Origin of the sequence: Candidatus Nitrotoga sp. M5 (assembly GCF_927904885.1) — a bacterium.
In the GTDB taxonomy this organism is placed as follows: Bacteria; Pseudomonadota; Gammaproteobacteria; order Burkholderiales; family Gallionellaceae; genus Nitrotoga.
The window spans coordinates 59133-77795 of record NZ_CAKMNW010000007.1 but is presented as its reverse complement, the minus strand read 5'-3'; the positions used below and the strand labels follow the sequence as shown (position 1 = coordinate 77795).

Sequence of the window (18663 nt, the reverse complement as noted above, 5' to 3'; positions counted from 1 at the left end):
TCGCGAATATGGCTTGTCAGAAATTAAGTGCAATTTTAAAATTATTTATTTTCAAGTTATTTCAGTTCAGTATCATGATTTAAAAATTACCTTTACACTCAATCCATTGCCTTCATCATGAGGCGCGATTTGCAGAGTGGCACCATGAACTTCTGCGATACGATGGACAATAGGTAACCCCAAACCACTACCGCTCGCGCTTGTGCCAAGGGGGCGATAGAATCTTTCCAAAACTTTTGTTAATTCCGTTGCTGGGATGCCAGGCCCATTATCATTCACCGACAGACAAGCCAGCCCTTGCTGACGGGTAATGCTTACCCAAACCGATGTTCCCGGCTGTGTGTGGCGCACGGCATTGTCGATCAGATTGCGCAATAAGATTCGTAGTAAAACTGGGTTGCAACGCACTTCCACTTCGGCACCTTCTATCAATTCGAGATGTACGTGCTGACTCAGTGCAGTCGGGGCGATTTCAGCGATGACCTCAGCAGCAACAACTCTTACTTGGCAGGTTTCAGTCACGTCATTACCCAAAGCGTCGATGCGTGTGAGGGCCAGCAATTGTTCAATCAGATGGGCAGCTCGATTACAACCGAGAATCGCGTTGTCGAGCGCATGGTTGCGTTCTGCTTCGCTGCAAGCTGCTCTGGCAACTTGTGTTTGCGCCTTGATTGCGGCCACCGGGGTGCGTAATTCATGTGCGGCATCTGCAGTAAAACGCCGTTCTTTTTGCAAGGAGGCTTCAATGCGGGCGAACAGCCGGTTAAGCCGTTCGATCAGTGGCACCACTTCACGTGGGGCGGATGACGCATCCAGCGCCGCCAGGTTGTCTGGTTCGCGCTGTTCCACTTCGCAAGTCAGCTTGTCCAGTGGGCGCAATCCGCGCGCAACAGCGATCCATAGCAGAAGTGCCAGTAGCGGCAAAGAAATAAATAGAGGCTTAAGCATATTTCCAGCGATGCCGCGAGCCAAGTCGTCTCGGCCATCGGAACGTTCAGCCACCTGGATCAAATATTCGGCGGATTCATTCCAGGCGCTGAATACGCGCCAGCGGTGACCGTCGAAGGTGTGATCGCTAAAACCTCGCTCCTCATTTGCCAGAGGGTGTGACGGAGCATTGGCGGAATGCAGGCGGAGCTGCTTATCTTTATTCCATACCTGAAACGCGACCTGCCGGGCATATTTGTGCAGCAGCGGTGCATGGCCTGTTTCAAGTTCATTCAGCTCATGTGAAGATTGGACAATCAGCAGCGCAGCCGCCTGCGCTAAATGCGCATCCAGCACCTCGTCGAATTCCTCGCGCGCATTTTGGTAAGTAAATGCAGCCGAACCGAGCCAGACTAACGTGATCGTCGTTAGCGTCAATACAAGCAGTCGTCGCTTAAGTGATGCGCGTCGCCACATTTCAGGCCACCTTGTCGCGCGGCATCAAATAGCCCACACCGCGTATAGTTTCAATCAGTGCAGGAAAAAGCTTACGTCGCAGATGATGGATATGCACTTCCACCGTGTTACTTTCGACCTCATTGCCCCAAGCATAAAGTTGTTCTTCAAGCCAAGCGCGCGACAGTACTTTTCCCGAGTTGAGCATCAGGGCATGCAGCAATGCGAATTCCTTGGCCGAAAGCTCAACTGATTGATCCTGATACACAACACTGTGTGCAGCGGGATTAAGTTTGACTCCGGAAATTTGCAGTAGCGGATCAGTTTTTCCGCTGGCTCGTCGAACCAGTGCACGCAAGCGCGCCGCCAATTCCCCCATGTCGAATGGCTTGACCATATAGTCATCAGCACCGGTATCCAGCCCTTTAATGCGGTCATCCACTGCATCCATCGCGGTCAGGATCAACACGGGTATCTGGGCATTTATTTGTAGATTACGGCTGCGTAGACGGTGCAGCACTTCCAGTCCTGAAAGACGAGGTAGTCCCAAATCCAGTACCACTGCCGCGTATGGCTCAGTAGTGAGCGCCAGCTCTGCCGAAACTCCGTCTTTCATCCAGTCCACGGCATAGCCAAACTGTCTCAAACCAGCTTGAATCGCATCCCCTAACAGGGCATCGTCTTCGACTACTAATATGCGCATATTTATACCGTAACAATAACTCAGAACTGATGTTGTTGCGTTAAATATTATTGTATTAAAACAAATAATTAATTTAAGTTATGATTGTGATGTCCAGTTTGCGCCACAAGTTTTACTTGTTGTCATCAGGTCGCTTTCCGGGTAATCAATCCAGTATGTCGTAATACCCATCAGAATGATGATCCTTAGCCAGAGATATGAGCGACGGATACCTTCTTTCGGTTCTGCGATTTTGAAACTGGCGACCATGGAGCGTACCAGATTCTCGCGATGCATTAAGCGACTCACCACCCCCCAGCTATGTGGGTCAATATCACAAGTGGCATGGCATAGGACATAACCTTCTGCATTGCATTAAGTGATGCGTAGCGTAAAAGAGTAAGCTTAAGGGTTACTTAAGAAAAAATATTTTTTGAAGGATTTCAGAAATAAGGGGATCTCTAAAAATTTAAATTTGAGTCATTCCTGCCCTCGTGGGAATGATAAATTTTTAGAGGTACCCTTGATTAACAATTGCAGAAAGGGCGTCTCAACATGCGTGTGGAAGCTGTCGCACTGGCATATTCATTACCGAAACTCCAGTACGAGATAGTTGGCAACTGTATGCAGGATTGCTATGCAATCAAATTGCGCGCAACCGAATACCGACTGATTTATCAGGCGACAGCAAAACGCAATAAATTATCAAGATAAATTTAGCCACGGTCCTTAAGATGCGCAAAGTACGGATTGGGTAAGCGTAGGATTTTGTCTCCGATTTGGAGTTCGAAATTTTGCTGGCGAGAATACCAAAGGTATCAATATGCAATATAAAGAAGTAATTTACTTTCTCCCCAACTACCCCAAGACTATTCCATTTTTATTACGTTAAATTAAGGCCGTGTCGCATTTACTTGTTAAATTTTATTTGAATGTTATGGTTATATAGCGCCAGCTTGATGCGCTTGCTCATCAGCATGGTAGCTGCTACGCACCATCGGGCCACAGGCTGCATGAGAGAATCCCATTTCAATTGCGGCCTGCTCGAACATTTTGAAGGTATCAGGATGGACATATCGTAACACCGGCAGATGACTGTTGGAGGGTTGCAAATATTGCCCCAGCGTGAGCATTTCTACATCGTGTTCACGCATCTCTCTCATGACCTCTAGCACCTCTTCGTCAGTCTCACCCAGTCCCAGCATCAGGCCGGACTTGGTTTTTACATGTGGAAAGCGTGATTTGAAATCTTTTAACAATTTCAGCGAATGAGCGTAGTCCGCACCAGGACGTGCCAGTTTATAGAGGCGCGGCACAGTTTCCATATTGTGGTTAAGAACGTCAGGCAGGCTATTGGCCAGAATGTCTAATGCAGTTTCCAGGCGGCCACGAAAATCCGGGACCAGTGTTTCCAGTTTGGTATGGGGTGAAGCGGCACGAATGGCAGTCAGGCAATCGACAAAATGTTGTGCGCCACCATCCCGCAGATCATCGCGATCCACGCTCGTAATCACTACATACTTAAGCTTGAGTATCTCAATGGATTGAGCCAGGTGTGCCGGTTCGTTCACATCTGGCGCCAGCGGTTTGCCATGTCCTACGTCGCAGAAGGGGCAGCGTCGAGTGCAGAGGTCGCCTAAAATCATGAAAGTGGCCGTACCCTTGCTGAAGCATTCGCCAATGTTGGGGCAAGAGGCTTCTTCGCATACCGTGTGCAATTTGTGTTCGCGCAGCAGGCGCTTGACGTCGTGGTAACCCTGTCCACTGCTAGATTTAACGCGTATCCATTCTGGTTTGCGTAGTCGTTGCTCTAGCTGAACAATTTTGATTGGGTTACGTGTTGTTTTAGCTGCGCCAGTTTGCTTTTCTATAATAGTCATAATGGATTTTTCTTTCTAGCTGGTTTGCGTGTAAAGCGTGCTCTTACATAAACCATTGTTCATTTTGATGTAAGTGCGTGTCTTGTGAGAAATGTTACAAGTTGGCAGGTGCCTGCTTCTGCTAATGTGATCTATCAAGCGGATTTCTCTGATTTATGTTGCTGCAATAATTCGATCAAATTCTGTGCAAGTTGCTGCTCCAATTTGGGCTGTGGAACGCAGATACCTAAGTCTTTAGCTTGGATAACACGCAGTCCGGCAAAGCCACATGGGTTAATGTAATCGAACGGGGCAAGGTCCATATCTACGTTGAACGCCAACCCATGATAACAGCATCCATTGCAGATTTTTAAGCCGAGTGCGGCAATCTTTGCGTCATCAACATACACGCCCGGTGCTTCATCCCGTCCCTGTGCTATTACGCCGAATGGTGTAAGTAAATTTATCACAGCTTGTTCCATTAGCCGTACTAACCCACGAACGTTAATCTTCCAACGGCGTAAATCCAGCATAAGATAGGCGACGATTTGACCGGGGCCATGATAGGTGATTTGGCCGCCGCGGTCGATCTTGACCACTGGTATGTCGCTGGCATGCAGCAGGTGTTCTGGCTTTCCTGCCAAGCCTTGGGTATAGACTGGAAAATGATTTAATAGCCAGATTTCGTCTCGCGTGTTGGCGTTACGTTCACTGGTGAACTGTTTCATTGCTTGCCAGGTTTGCTGGTATTCGACTAGTCCTAGATGTTTAATCAATGGTGTCATTTCACTAAAGCACCATCGTTACTTGTGGGTGGTTGCACAATTCTTGGTACAGCGCATCGAGTTGTTCGCGTGAAGTGGCGCGTACGGTGCAAGTCAGTCCGATATAGCGTGCGCCACTACTGGGGCGCATTTCAATAGTGGCGGCGTTAAAGTTGTGGTCGTAACGTACTATCACCTCCGCCACTGTTTGTGCGAAGCCCTGATGCGCTAGCCCCAGCACTTTGATGGGGAAGTCGCATGGATATTCGATAAGACTGTCAGTATGCGTCATGTAGGACTTAATAAGTTAATGATTATTATAAGATAATAAAGGGATATGTTAGATTTTTAGGTATGCTCTTTATATAAAATTTGCTAATCCCGAGATCTGCAAAATTGCTGGCTGATTGAACGAGAATACCAAAATTTCTTGCGGGTGCCTTTACGTTTTTCGCATCACGTCGCGCTTAAAGTCCTGATAATGTTTATGTAGTTTGGCGAACATCACCCCTGGTTTACCATTGCCTACCGGTTTATTATCCAATGTGGTGACGGCAAGCACTTCCTTGGTAGAGGAGGTGAGTAATAGCTCGTCGGCGTTGAATATTTCCTCCTTGGCAATCTTGCGAACTTCAAATGGGATGCTGTTGGCAGCGGCGATTTCCAGCAATACGTCGTAGGTGACTCCAGGCAGCATAAGGTTATCTTTAGGTGGCGCGAGAAGGACACCATTTTTTACTATAAAAATGTTGCTGGCTGCACCTTCGGTTAAAAAACTGTGATCACGGATCAAAATCGTTTCGACACAGCCAGCGTCGATCGACATTTGGCGTAACAGCACGTTAGGTAAAAGTGAGATGGCCTTGATGTCGCAACGTAGCCAGCGGTTATCCGGCGCACTGATGGCTCCCACGCCGCTAGCTAATAACGCGGCAGGTGGTGTGAGAAGCGGGTTACTCATCATAAATACGGTCGGCTGAACCGCAGGGTTAGGGAAAGCGTGGTCGCGTTTGGCCACTCCGCGCGTGATATGCAGATATAAATATTGATCTTCTGCTGTGTTGCGCTTGATCAGATCCGTGATGAGCTTAGTCCATTCACGGTCACTGTGCGGGTTTGTCAGGCGTATGCCGTCCAAGCTGAATTGCAGACGTTTGAGATGTTCAGCCAGTCGGAAAGCAACGTGCGAATACACAGGGATAACTTCATACACGCCATCGCCGAAAATGAAGCCACGGTCCAGCACAGGAATGCTGGCTTCTTCAATGGGCATGAATTGCCCGTTCAAATAGACTGTCATTTTAACGATCCTTAAAGAAATCTTTATTTGAAAAGTAAACGGATGCTGTCCCACCCGCGTGAAAATACATTGGCTCGTGGCATAGGTTCCAGCGCTACCAGCTTGTACTCGGCATAGGGTTCGCCGCCAAGGGTTATTTTCAATATGCCAACTTGTTGTCCGCCCGCAATTGGTGCAATAAGAGGCTGTTGAGTTTCCATGGTTGCTTTCAACTGTGTCATTTGTCCCGTAGGAATGGACAGGAACAGGTCGCTGCGGAAACCGATTTTAACCGTGCTCTCCGTACCTTTCCACAGACGTAAGCTGGCTACCGGTGCGTTCTTTTGATACAGGCGTACGCTCTCAAAATTTTTGAAGCCGTAATTTAACAGCTTCTGGCTTTCGATAGCGCGCGAGTTTTCGGAGGATGCGCCTAGTACCACTGATATAAGTCGCCGTTGGTTGCGTTTGGCCGAAGCAACTAAGCAGAACCCTGTACTTTCTGTATGTCCCGTTTTTATCCCATCCACATAGGGATCCATCCACAATAAACGGTTACGGTTTGATTGCTTGATATCGTTGTACTGAAATTCGCGCAAGCTATAAAGCTTATAGTGCTCGGGAAAATCGCGCACTATGGCAGCGGCGAGTAGCGCTGTATCGTAGGCACTGGAATAGTGCTGCGGATGTGGCGTTCCGGTGGAGTTGATGTAATGCGTGTTGCCCATGCCCAACCGCTGTGCTTCCTGGTTCATCCGTTTGGCGAAATTTTCCTCGCTGCCAGCTATGGTGATTGCCAACACGCGCGCTGCATCGTTAGCAGACTGTACGATGAGGCCACGCAGTAAATCTGAAATCGACACTGGTTTTTTTTCGTCGAGAAACATGCGTGGTTCCGTGCCTTGGGAGAGCAACGCTTCTGTTGAAGGGTAGACTGTCTGGCTCAGTGTAAGCTTGTTCAGTTTGAGGGAGTTGAAAGTCATGTAAGCCGTCATCAGCTTGGTAAGGGATGCAGGTTCATTACGGTCATTACCGTTTTGGTCTACCAGAATTTGATTGCTGGTAACGTCATATAGCAGATAGGATTTTGCTGCCAGCACCGGAGCAGAAGGCATATTAGCTAACTGTGCCTGAGCAAACGATGGAATTAACAGAGCTATGAGAAACGATAGCGTAAATTTCATATTGAGGCCGACAATCAAATCCGTAATTATAAACGTGTGGGATTGGTTGGGCTATGGGAGAGTTTTATTGCTTAGTAGACTGTCGGACTTAAGCAATTACAGCGAAGATTTCGCTGAGCGAGGAGTGATTTTGCTGCGTTCACCTTGCGGCGTAATGCCTGCTTCTCCCACTTGACAGTTTTGCAGTGAAATAGTTTTTCTGTTACCACAAAAAATGCGGCGAAATAGTCACCGTTCAGCTAAATTTGCAGCCGATTTCCTTTGAATTAGGCAGGATGTCAGGTTATAGGTGCTGAAAGTCGCATATTCTAATTAATATACAGCTGCAGCTTGCTCCGCTTGCTCAGCTACTTGAACGCCAATTTCCTCAGCCTCGCTTGGATCAATACCTAAAAGCTCCCAATCCTCGTCGCTGATGTTGGCATTGACGCGTTCATTCATACCAAAGGAAGTCAGCAGTTTTTCTGCCATGCTAATCATGTGCACTATTGGTTTTCCTTCGGCAGCCTCGACCACATCCGGTGCATGGTGATAACGCAGCACAGTAATAATTTCATCTGGCAAATTCCAGTGGCGCGCTAGCTCCGCACCCAATTCGTCATGACATATTTCCAGCATTTCCTTTTCTATATCCAACGCAAAACAGTCTGATTCCTTTGCCAAGCGCGCATGCAGCTCATCGCTCCGTTTTGGATCCAGGAAAGCGAGAGCAAGATAGCCGATGTCGTGCAGCATGCCAGCTAAAAAAATTTGGTCATCTTTAGGGCGAAGCTTTGCAGGCATGGCGCGGGCGATGCCGAGCATGGCAAATGCGATGCCGAAGCTGTGTAACCAAAGGTCCTGTGTATTGAACTTACCCGTGGATACTTTGCTTGACAAGGACATGATGGCGATACCAGTCGCAATTGATTTGACACGGTTCAGACCCAGCAATGCCGCAGCTTCTTTTACGGATTTTGCTTTTCGTGTGGAGCCAAGCGTTGCTGAATTGGATAACCCGATAATTTTCGCCGAAATTTGCGGGTCTTGCTCGACCAGCATTAACATTTTTCGTTCGTCTTCATCGGTATCCAGCTCAAGTGCCAGTAGCTTTTGCGCAATGACCGGTATGGCAGGCAGCGTATCAATATATTTGACAGCCTGCCTAAGATCAATATTTTCAGTGCTGGGGGCTGTATGCGTACTGTTGGTCTGCATTTTCATTCCTCGAGTTAATTCTGTTTAATATTATTACATGCTTACGGTGAACATTTTAGTCAAATTACGGGCTAAGAAATATTTTGATAACTGTATGTATATGCTTTGTTTTTTTATTGTACCCTAGGATTATGCATGCTTGCTTACTTCAGCGTAATTCATGTACATTACAGAAAATATTAAAATTTCAAGGAGACTCAAATGCGTTTAACGATTGCAATTATCATGATGTTTTGTGCATCACAAGTATGGGCAGGAAATGTGGTAGTGAGCAACGCGTCGGCACGCGCCACAGCACCGGGGCAAGAGAACGCCGCAATTCAGTTCACCATTGCCAGCAAGAAAAAAGCACGGCTGGTGGCGATTACCAGCCCAATTGCGAGCGCAGTCGAGATTCACAGTATGTCGCATGAAGACGGCATGATGAAAATGCGCGCCCTTGAATTCTTGGCACTACCGGCTGGCAAGAAGGTCCGGTTGGGCAAGAGTGGTAATCATGTGATGTTGCTTGACATCAAAAAACCGCTTAAAGCAGGTGATATTGTGCCACTTACTATCTCTGTGGCATTCGACGATAAGAGTAAGGAACAAATTCAGGTGAATGCCGAGGTTAAGTCACTTACCAGGCGTCACTAATGTGCGCGAACATCACCCATTAGCAAGTGTTAAGCATCATTCGAATACGAATAATAGGGCGCCTCTAAAAATCCAATTTTTGTCACAATTCCGCGTTATTCAAAAAATTATCTTACTTTATATCAAATATATGCTGCATTCATTTTTTTACTCGCGCCTTGTCTTGTCTGGCAACGGGGTAAGCAGCCAAGCTGAGAAGCGGCTGCCAGCAAAATTAAATTTTTGAGGCGTACTAAACGCGGACTGGGCGTGAAATAGGCGGCTAAATGCCGCCTATTTGTTTCACACTGTAATGATGGTGGACTTCTAAGGTAAAATGCGCGGCCGTTTAGTAAAGGAAAACATCATGTCACTTGCCCCCGCCACCGCAATCCAGAAAGCGCGAACGCTGTCTGAGGCCTTGCCATACATTAAACGGTTTTTCGATAAAACGATCGTAATCAAATATGGCGGTAATGCCATGACCGATCCTAAGTTGCAGGAAAGTTTTGCTAGCGACGTGGTGTTGCTTAAACTGGTCGGTATGAATCCGGTAGTCGTTCATGGCGGCGGGCCACAAATCAACAACCTGCTTCAGCGCGTTGGTAAACAAGGGGAATTCGTCCAAGGCATGCGTGTCACGGATGAAGAGACCATGAATGTTGTTGAAATGGTGCTAGGGAAGGTCAACAAGGATATTGTTAAATTAATTAATCGGCATGGTGGCAAGGCGGTGGGGCTGACTGGGCAGGATTCCTCGTTTATCCGTGCGGACAAGATGTTACTTGCAAGTCGCGAAGAGCCGGGCAAAATGTTGGACATCGGACTAGTGGGAGAAATTAATTTAATTGATCCGTCTATTATAACTTTCCTTGATTCTGGCGATTTTATTCCGGTCATCGCACCAATCGCTGTGGGACGGGATGGGGAAGCACTGAACATTAACGCTGACGTAGTGGCGGGCAAGTTGGCAGAAGTACTGAAAGCAGAAAAGCTGGTGTTGTTAACTAATACGCCGGGTGTGCTGGACAAGAACGGCACGCTGCTCACCGGTCTGACACCGAAACAGATCGACGAACTGGTAGCGGATGACACCCTGTACGGCGGCATGTTACCGAAAATCAGTTCAGCGCTGGATGCTGCGCGTGGGGGAGTCAAATCGGTGCACATCATTGATGGTCGCGTGGAACATGCACTGCTTCTAGAAATTCTGACCGACGAAGGAGTGGGAACGCTGATTAAAAGTATATGAGTCGTATCGTCTGGATTTTCGATCTGGATAACACATTGCACAACGCAGTGCCGCATATTTTTCCGCATATCAACCGCAGTATGACTGCTTATCTGCAACAGCATTTGAAGCTGGATGAGCAGACGGCAAACGAATTAAGAATGTACTACTGGCAACGTTACGGCGCGACCCTGAGTGGCATGATGCGGCACCATGCTACCGATCCCGATCATTTTTTGTGGCATACACATCAGTTTCCGCAATTGCCGCAGATGGTTTTGTGTGAGCCACGTCTGCGCCATATATTGAAAAATTTGCCGGGTAAGAAGCTGGTGTTTTCAAACGGTCCGGAGCAATATGCGCAAGCTGTACTGCAATTGTTGTGCATAGATGATATGTTCGACGATGTGTTCGCCATTGAACACACGCGTTACCAACCTAAACCTCAGTTAGCAGGTTTTATTCGATTGCTGTGTAAGCATCAACTAAATCCGGCGCGGTGCGTGATGGTGGAAGATAGTGCGGAAAACTTGCAGGCCGCAAAACGCTTGAGGATGCGAACTGTGTGGGTAAATACCACGTCGCGGTTACCAGCTTATGTGGATGTAAAAATTCGTAACGTGTTGCAGTTGCCGCGCATTTTATCGCGGCTGATTTAAATAAAGACGACATAGGCACCAAGCAGATTCGATATAAATCGAATCTAACATAGTCTGTTGCAGAAAAGCTGGGACAGTCTGAATACATAGCAGTACATGGCAAGAGTGCCTGTACGCAAGATTCGTTGGCATAGTTCCTACAGCAATGAGCCATCCTTTTTCGAAAATGATGGGTTCACAAATTACAGGAGATTCACCATGATATTGATTCTTTCTTCCGATACCAACCAACAAAGCGAGGAATATCAACAACTGATTGCGCACCTCACCAAGTTAGAGGGGGTTAAGATGCGCGTGCATGTTGAACGCGGTGCAGAGCAGGTGTTAACAGAGATTTATTTGATTGGCAATACCAAGCCTTTAGATATCAAGGAGATACAAGGTTTACCCTGTGTCGAGCGTGTGGTGCGCGTGTCGGAAGAATATCGTATTCTTGGACAACATAAAGATGACTCACGTCCAACGTATTTTGATTATAACGGCGTGCGCTTTGGCCAGGACACGCTTAATGTGTTTGCCGGACTTTGTGCGGTAGACAACGCCGAACATGTCGAAATAATGCTAAAAGCACTGCGCGATAATGGGCAGACTTGTGCGCGTATGGGTGCGTATAAGCCGCGTACAAGCCCCTATGCTTTTCAGGGGCACGGCAAAAATTGTTTGCCATTTGTTTTCGATTTAGCGGGGAAATATGGTATCAAGGTGATTGCGATGGAAGTTACGCATGAATCGCATCTCAACGAAATCAGTGAAGCATTGCAGCAGACCGGGAATCCTACTGGCGTGATGTTACAGATTGGCACGCGCAATACACAGAATTTCGAATTACTGAAAATCGTTGGCCGGCAGCAAGAATTTCCGGTGCTGCTTAAACGCGGTTTTGGCATCACTCTGGACGAATCACTCAACGCTGCCGAATATCTGGCGTCTGAAGGTAATCGCAATGTGGTGTTCGGCTTGCGTGGTATGAAGACAAACATGGGCGATCCGCACCGCAACTTGGTGGACTTCGCGCACGTGCCGGTGGTCAAACGTCTGACTCGGATGCCTGTGTGCATTGACCCTTCTCATTCAGTTGGTACGCGCAGTGCCGCGCCCGATGGCATTCTCGATCTGATGCATATCACCGCACAGGGGGTGATGGCTGGCGCCAATATGGTGTTGGTTGATTTCCACCCCGTTCCCTTAAAGGCTTTGGTGGATGGGCCGCAGGCATTATTACTGAAAGAATTGCCGCACTTTCTTGAGGACGTGCAAATTGCGCGCGACGCTTATCTCAAGCGAGTGGCACTGGCGCAAAGTTTTGCTCAGTAACGGACAACTTGAATTTCTGTCGTGCTCGTTCCTTTTCCTTCATTCTATCCGCTTGCTGTAATTGGACGTGCGTGTAGCGAGGAGGAAAGTTTTTTAGGATATTTAAAGCATGCCATTTTTTTCAGCCTGCTACTCTTTTGCGCAAACTCGCACGCTACGCTGCCATTTACTGTTACTGATGCCAGTGAAACGCAAGTAGAGTTTTCCACGCCGCCGCAGCGCATAATCACTTTAGCTCCCAGCCTTGCCGAACTGGCTTATGCCGCAGGCATGGGCCCTTATATGGTGGCGGTTTCTGCATATAGCAACTATCCACAGCAAGCCAAACAACTGCCACAAGTAGGCGATGCATTTCGCCTTGACTGGGAGCGTTTGGTCGCGTTAAAACCTGATCTGGTGCTTGCATGGGGCAGCGCTTTATCATCGCGAGACCGCGCCAAATTTGAAAAATTGAAGTTGAAAGTGCTGGTGCTGGAGCCACGTCGTCTTGATGATATTCCCAAAGTATTGCGCTTGCTGGGGCGTATTATCGGTATTGAGGCAATCGCTGAAGGTTCTGCGACTGCCTTTGTGCAGCAGCTTGACAAATTGCGACAGCAATATGCCGGACACACCAAAGTGCGTGCCTATTTTCAAATAGCTGCAGCGCCGCTGCTTACGGTGAACGGCGCACATATCATCAGTGACGTTTTGAGTTTGTGCGGTGCACAAAACGTATTTGCCGCTGCGCCACTATTGATACCGGCCATATCGGACGAGGCGCTGGTTAAAGAAAATCCGCAGGTGATGATAGCTGTCGCTTCTACGCCTGAACAGGAAGAAGAGACCAAAAAAATATGGCGCAGGTTACCGTTGATTGCTACCCGGCAGGGTCGCATGGCTTTCGTACCTCCCGACCTGATCAGCCGCTCCACGCCGCGCATTCTGCTAGGTGCAAAACAGATATGTGAGCAGATAGAATCAGCTCGGCATTAAGAGGCTTGAGCGCATTCCGTAACTGTTAAGTCTGCCTGTTTATCAATACTTTTGACAGATAAATCTGGTTTCTCTGAGTACTATTTTTTCATGCCGTCACGTCAATTTTTGGCGGGTAGTCATGTAATGATGGGAGACTGATTGCTTCCCTGAATAGCACCATCACGTAAAACAAAAGCATGGGCACAATATGCAACAATGCGCGATTAATCGTAGTGTAGTCTTCTGCCCATGCTTGAGCATGGGTAAAAAAGAAAACGACCGCGAGGAACGAAATAGCGGAGATCAATAGAACTGTCATACTTCGCAAAGAGGGGACAAGAAGTCGCGGAAACGATAAAGCAAGCGCCGCCACTACCAGATACCAGAACAGGTGCCAGTTTTCCATCACCATCATATTTTGCAAAAATGGATGCCAATCTGCCGAGAAGCGCAGATACACATGATAGCCAAACAACTTAAAATCTGTTTCACCAAGAAAAAATAGAGTAGCCAAACCTGCTACTGCCAGCGCAGATATCAACATTAGTCCAGCTCGCGGCATGAACACAACCAATAACGCGGGAAGAAAGGTTAACGCCCATGCAATGCCTGGTTGTTTGATCAAGATGCATCCTAATGCAAACATCACTGCCATGGCACCCTGCCAGAAATCACGCTTCCTGGCCCAGTGGAAAAAAGCCATTGCCGCCAGGCCATAAAATGCTGCCATAAATAAATCTGTATATCCTGCCAAAGCAACATGAACATTCACAAATGGTAGTGAAAGTAGAAAGTAGGTAAACATAAGAGCAAACAAGGGTGGCACCTGCCATTGCCTGGCCTGACCATAAAACGCCAGGCCCAAGGCAACTGCGCATAGCAGCCAGGGCAGGTTCATCAGAGTATCGTCCCATCTGCCCAGGCTGTAGCTTGTCCATACTTGTATTAGTGGTATGGCAGGAGGGTAGTGGGGAGCTGTATCAGTGTAAGCGCCCGCCAATTCGCCGCCAAGCCAAACGTCAGGGGGCACAAATGTCGCCAAGTATCCAAGCTCATACCAAACTCGCGCCTTGGTCGCCCACTGTGACCAGGCGTCCCAAGGAAACAGCGGGCGCCATACAATCTCTAGTCCCAGCCCTACCAGCCGTATAACAATAGTGGTCAATACGATGGCATACACGACTTTTCGCCACCCAGCCAAACTGTGAAAATCTATTCCGGGCCACCTGATTCGCCATGGTTCTCCGCGGCCAAGCCAAGCACCAGCTGCTATCAATAATAAAAGTGCAAGTCCAATACTGAAGAAACTAAGATGAATTCCCAGCGCATCCATCAAACGCATTACAAGCGTGGTTAATAATATTCCGCCCAGATAGCCATACCCCAAGAGCGTTGGCCATTTAATACCGCTGGCTTTGAGCCAAGGTGCACGCAGCCACACTACCCCTAACAGCCAAGGTAAACATAATCCAGCCACTAACGTAAATAATTCCATTTTAATGCACCTTGAACAAAGCATTACCCTTAGCAAAGAGCAGTAAGTCGGCTTTTAGAGATTGTCCATCACCCCATATCAGTAATTGCTGTGAAGGATCATATTTCACTCCTTTTTTTGCAAACAGTGCAATATAGTCCCCAGTTTTGAGCTGCGATGCAGGAGGCAGGTCAGAGCGGGCTAGAACGTTTTGAGGATAAAAATGGTAAGCCCCTTTCCCCCGCGAGTAGGCCTCATCAGAAAAATACAGGATACGGCCAGTAGTAGTAGGCAGCTTTGCTTTCACATTTCTAATAAAGTCGAACAAGGCGTTGTCTTCAGCAACCAGATGTTTTTCTTCCCATGATTTACCCGCAAATTGTTGGTGTGTTAGCGCCAGTTGCTGAAACAAATTGGCCTGCCAACGGACATCCAGTATGAACCAGCCGATGAATAGCATGCCCCACACCATGGCAACATTTAGAGGCATGATTTTCGCTATGGCCAAAATTAAATTCAAGACCAGTGCCACCAATATTATTGCGGCAATGGCTAATACAGGATTGATTTTCTTATCGATTGCATCGCCGTCTAAAAAATGGATAGAAGTTCCTTGCCATCGGTCAAGCGTGAACCATTTCTTGAGCATGTTTGTTAGCGCTGTTGGCAAAGACACAGGCCCAAGCGAAACTTCATTTACCAAAAGCGGTGCAGTCAGTGTGCCCTTGACAACGATAGCCAAGTCTATAATTTGGCCTCGCCAATTTTTATCTACCGCCATTTCCAAAGGCTGCAAGGTTTTAGCAGCCCAAATGAGTGGGCGCACAAAAACACGATTCTCTGCCGTGCGCCACAAAAACTCCATTTCGACTCCCGGCGTGGCACCTGAGACAGACAAACTAAAGGCAGAATAATCCTCTGCCTGAAAAGTTGGCGTGGATAGTGTAGCAACAGCAATACCCTGATTCGTTAGCTTTTTGATCACCAGTTTGTTCTGCTCGCTATAACCTTGGCCTTTATTCAGGGTTAGCTCCGCTCCGTTCCAGTTTAATGGCATGGCGCTGCTCATCCATTTACCTAGCCAATTCTGCTGAAGATAGATAACCGACAAAATCAAAGCGCTTGCTAACAATAGCAGAGGTGCAGCTATCCATTCTCGGTGCAGGAATTTTTTTTTGGAGACAGTGAGGGGATCAGGTTGAATGGTCATACCATAAATATCTTTAATAAAAACATAACAGGACTGGTTAAAAAGTCAGGACGCCTCTAATAATGCAATTTCCGAGAAGTCGCTTCGCAGCTTGCCTACCCCGTTGCCAGACAAGACAAGGCGTGAGTAAACAATTGAACTTACATATATATGATATATAAGCGATTATTTTTTCAAGTGACGCGGTATTGTAACGAAGATTGGATTTTTAGAGATACCCTATATAAAAACTTAATTTTCAATGCGCATTTTTGCCTGTGATCATCATGAAAATCGTCATAAAAATAATTCGCAGGTCAAACCATAAAGACCAGTTGTTAATATAATACAGATCGTGTTTAACTCGCATTTCCATTTTTTCGATCTCCCCCGTTTCGCCTCGCCAGCCGTTAACCTGCGCCCAACCGGTAATGCCCGGCTTGACGTGATGCCGCAACATATAGGCATCGATTTGCTGCAGGTAAAACTCATCGTGCGCCACCGCATGCGGACGTGGCCCTACAATCGACATATCACCTTTTAGCACATTAAGAAACTGCGGTAATTCGTCCAAGCTTGTGCGTCGCAAAAAAGCGCCAAAGGCTGTAATGCGATGATCGCCGGGCCTTGCTTGAGACACTTTTTCAGGTGGTTCAGTATGATGTTTCATTGTGCGGAATTTCCAAACCCAGATGCGTTCACCGTGCAACCCACCACGTAACTGCCTGAAGAATATGGGGCCCGGAGAGCTTAGTTTGACCCCGATTATGATAAGCAACATGAGGGGAATAGCCAATAACATAATTAATACCGCCAGAATTTTGTCTTCGACGGCTTTGACGATGCCCTGTACTCCAGATAAGGGTGATTCCAACAGATGGATGACCGGAAAACCAGCTACTTCGCCGATGGAATGATTGAGTAAATGAACCCCGTAAATGTCTGGAACGAAGGTGACCTGCACCGGCAAGCGACTTAAATGCGCCACCAATGATTTGACCTGCTTATCTTGTTGCAACGGCAGGGCGATCCATACTTGATCAATGCCGAGTTCCACTACTTCTTTAGGAAGGCAATGCAAACCGCCACGAACCGGAACACCTTCTAACACTTGCCTCTGTATTCGAGGATCGTCATCATAAAAGCCTATCACTTTCAAGCCTGTCCAAGGTGAAGCGGCCAGGCGGTTCGCCACGTCACGCCCTAGCTTCCCTGCACCGGCGATGGCGATAAAACGGAGATTGAAACCACGGCGGCGAAAAAAACGCAGTCCGACTCGCAATGTCACTCTGAAAGCGACTAAAGATACGAACCCTGCTATGGCCCACTGCCCAATCCATATACGGGAAAAATAGGTACTGGTTTTAGTGGCAAACAACACAATGATCAATCCAGCGCAAACCACTGTCCAAGCACTCGCCAATATCTGTATTTCAGCCCATAGGCTGGCTCCTCTGCGGGGGCGGTACATGTCGAAAAATGGGAATATTGCGAGGCAAAAAAGAAACCCACCGATGAGTACAAAAACGTAATTCATCGGAAAATCCCAAGACTCGAATCTGATCCCGTAAAGCAATATCCCGCTGGCTACCACCACAAAAGGATCCAGGAAACGCTGGACGAATTCAAGAGTGCTAGCGTTTTCCTTGAGCAGGCTGCGCGAGTCCATGTCAACTACACCTTGCTTGACGGGGCTGTCGTTAGTGACTGCTGGAACCGATCCCACTGATGTCCTACGCACGTCATGAACTCAGCGCGAAATTTCTCGGGCTCAAAACGACAGGCATTATCACGACAGGTCACTGGCAAAATTCGAGCGGCTTCCTGCTCAAATGTAGTTACTGCTGCTTTAATAGCTGAAATAGATTGCTCCGCAAAAAATACGCCAGTCGGTTGTTTATCATCCAAGCCGCGAATGGTTTCCAATACACCGCCCTTACCATATGCAATCACTGGCGTACCACAAGCCTGAGCTTCTAATGGAACAATGCCGAAATCTTCCTCCGCAGCAAATATAAATGCCTTGGCGCGCTGCATGTAATCGCGTAGTACATCATCAGGCTTATATCCCAGCACTGTTACATTTGCCCCCGCTTTCGCTCTGACTTTCTGCATTTCCGGTCCGTCGCCAATAATGATCAACCTCTTTTCTGGCATAGCCGTAAAAGTTTCCGCGATCAAATCAATTTTTTTGTAAGGTACCAAGCGAGAAGCTGTCAGATAAAAATCTTCCTTGTCTTCGCGCAAGGTGAATTTTGAAATTTCCACTGATGGATAAAGTACCGCAGCATCGCGGCGATAGGTTTTCCAAATTCGTCGCCTGATAAAGTGCGAGTTTGCTATAAAAAAATCAACACCATTAGCTGTTCTCACATCCCATATTCTCATTTTGTGCAGTACCCACTTGGCTAACCACCCCTTTGCATCCTTGTCCAAACCCGAGTCTCTCAAATATTGATGCTGCAAGTCCCACGCATAACGCATAGGCGAATTTACATAGCTAATATGAAGCTGATCCGGCCCTGTAATAACGCCTTTCGCGACAGCATGACTACAAGAAATTACCAAGTCATAGCTGGACAGATCGAACTGCTCGACAGCCAAAGGCATTAAGGATAAATACTGCCTGTATTTAGTTCTGGCGAATGGCAGGATCTGTACGAACGAAGTTGTCGCTGTTTTCCCCAACAGAAATCCTCGTTTTTCGGATGGGATAAAATCTACCACGCTGTATAAATCAGCATTCGGGTAGCACAATAATATTTGTTCCAGAACACGCTCGGCTCCCGCGTAGACTGTTAGCCAATCATGAATTACAGCCACTTTCATATTTTGCACTTTAATATTAGGCATCCAAAACCGTCTTCATCCCTTGA

The 18663-nt window shown here is 47.4% G+C and carries 18 protein-coding genes; 5 read left to right on the top strand and 13 right to left on the bottom strand.

The window, feature by feature from the left end:
- Positions 1-72: 72 nt before the first annotated feature.
- The 9 genes from MJ770_RS02985 to MJ770_RS02945 form a co-directional block, all read right to left on the bottom strand.
- Positions 73-1404, bottom strand: a complete 1332-nt coding sequence (locus MJ770_RS02985; RefSeq protein ID WP_239250124.1) for an ATP-binding protein — start codon at positions 1402-1404, stop codon at positions 73-75.
- 1 nt (position 1405) lies between these two features.
- Positions 1406-2086, bottom strand: coding sequence for a response regulator (locus MJ770_RS02980; protein WP_239250123.1), 681 nt, complete (start codon positions 2084-2086; stop codon positions 1406-1408).
- A gap of 78 nt (positions 2087-2164) precedes the next feature.
- A complete protein-coding gene (locus MJ770_RS02975; protein WP_239250122.1) occupies positions 2165-2362 on the bottom strand; it encodes a hypothetical protein in 198 nt (65 codons plus the stop codon).
- A 644-nt stretch (positions 2363-3006) separates the two neighbouring features.
- On the bottom strand, positions 3007-3945 hold the full coding sequence (gene lipA, locus MJ770_RS02970; protein ID WP_239250121.1) for a lipoyl synthase: 939 nt from the start codon (positions 3943-3945) through the stop codon (positions 3007-3009).
- Between the two features lie 134 nt (positions 3946-4079).
- Positions 4080-4709: a lipoyl(octanoyl) transferase LipB gene (gene lipB, locus MJ770_RS02965; RefSeq protein WP_239250120.1), complete on the bottom strand. Its 630-nt coding sequence runs from the start codon at positions 4707-4709 to the stop codon at positions 4080-4082.
- A gap of 4 nt (positions 4710-4713) precedes the next feature.
- On the bottom strand, positions 4714-4980 hold the full coding sequence (locus MJ770_RS02960; RefSeq protein WP_239250119.1) for an HP0495 family protein: 267 nt from the start codon (positions 4978-4980) through the stop codon (positions 4714-4716).
- 150 nt (positions 4981-5130) lie between these two features.
- Positions 5131-5988, bottom strand: coding sequence for a D-amino acid aminotransferase (locus MJ770_RS02955; protein WP_239250118.1), 858 nt, complete (start codon positions 5986-5988; stop codon positions 5131-5133).
- 23 nt (positions 5989-6011) lie between these two features.
- Positions 6012-7151, bottom strand: coding sequence for a D-alanyl-D-alanine carboxypeptidase family protein (locus MJ770_RS02950; RefSeq protein WP_239250117.1), 1140 nt, complete (start codon positions 7149-7151; stop codon positions 6012-6014).
- A 312-nt stretch (positions 7152-7463) separates the two neighbouring features.
- A complete protein-coding gene (locus MJ770_RS02945; RefSeq protein WP_239250116.1) occupies positions 7464-8348 on the bottom strand; it encodes an HDOD domain-containing protein in 885 nt (294 codons plus the stop codon).
- 201 nt (positions 8349-8549) lie between these two features.
- On the opposite strand from MJ770_RS02945, the gene MJ770_RS02940 reads away from it, so the two are divergent.
- The 5 genes from MJ770_RS02940 (at position 8550) to MJ770_RS02920 (ending at position 13142) form a co-directional block, all read left to right on the top strand.
- Entirely contained in the window at positions 8550-8984 is a 435-nt protein-coding gene (locus MJ770_RS02940) for a copper chaperone PCu(A)C (protein WP_239250115.1), read from the top strand.
- Positions 8985-9330: 346 nt separating this feature from the next.
- Positions 9331-10215: an acetylglutamate kinase gene (argB, locus tag MJ770_RS02935; protein ID WP_239250114.1), complete on the top strand. Its 885-nt coding sequence runs from the start codon at positions 9331-9333 to the stop codon at positions 10213-10215.
- Positions 10212-10853 carry a pyrimidine 5'-nucleotidase gene (locus MJ770_RS02930; protein WP_239250113.1) on the top strand — a complete coding sequence of 214 codons (642 nt, stop codon included), beginning with the start codon at positions 10212-10214 and terminating at the stop codon, positions 10851-10853. Before argB ends, MJ770_RS02930 begins: the two co-directional genes overlap by 4 nt.
- A gap of 198 nt (positions 10854-11051) precedes the next feature.
- Positions 11052-12167: a 3-deoxy-7-phosphoheptulonate synthase gene (locus MJ770_RS02925; RefSeq protein WP_239250112.1), complete on the top strand. Its 1116-nt coding sequence runs from the start codon at positions 11052-11054 to the stop codon at positions 12165-12167.
- 21 nt (positions 12168-12188) lie between these two features.
- On the top strand, positions 12189-13142 hold the full coding sequence (locus MJ770_RS02920) for a cobalamin-binding protein (protein WP_239250111.1): 954 nt from the start codon (positions 12189-12191) through the stop codon (positions 13140-13142).
- Positions 13143-13230: 88 nt separating this feature from the next.
- Here the strand turns inward: MJ770_RS02920 and MJ770_RS02915 are convergent, their stop codons facing one another.
- From MJ770_RS02915 to MJ770_RS02900, 4 genes are all read right to left on the bottom strand, one after another.
- A complete protein-coding gene (locus MJ770_RS02915; protein WP_239250110.1) occupies positions 13231-14619 on the bottom strand; it encodes a hypothetical protein in 1389 nt (462 codons plus the stop codon).
- Position 14620: 1 nt separating this feature from the next.
- Positions 14621-15808, bottom strand: a complete 1188-nt coding sequence (locus MJ770_RS02910; RefSeq protein ID WP_239250109.1) for a hypothetical protein — start codon at positions 15806-15808, stop codon at positions 14621-14623.
- A 238-nt stretch (positions 15809-16046) separates the two neighbouring features.
- Positions 16047-17456 (bottom strand): undecaprenyl-phosphate glucose phosphotransferase, encoded by a 1410-nt coding sequence (locus MJ770_RS02905; RefSeq protein ID WP_239250108.1) that lies wholly within the window; start codon positions 17454-17456, stop codon positions 16047-16049.
- Positions 17457-17461: 5 nt separating this feature from the next.
- Complete coding sequence (locus MJ770_RS02900) at positions 17462-18640, bottom strand: glycosyltransferase family 4 protein (RefSeq protein ID WP_239250107.1); 1179 nt, start codon at positions 18638-18640, stop codon at positions 17462-17464.
- Positions 18641-18663: the final 23 nt, after the last annotated feature.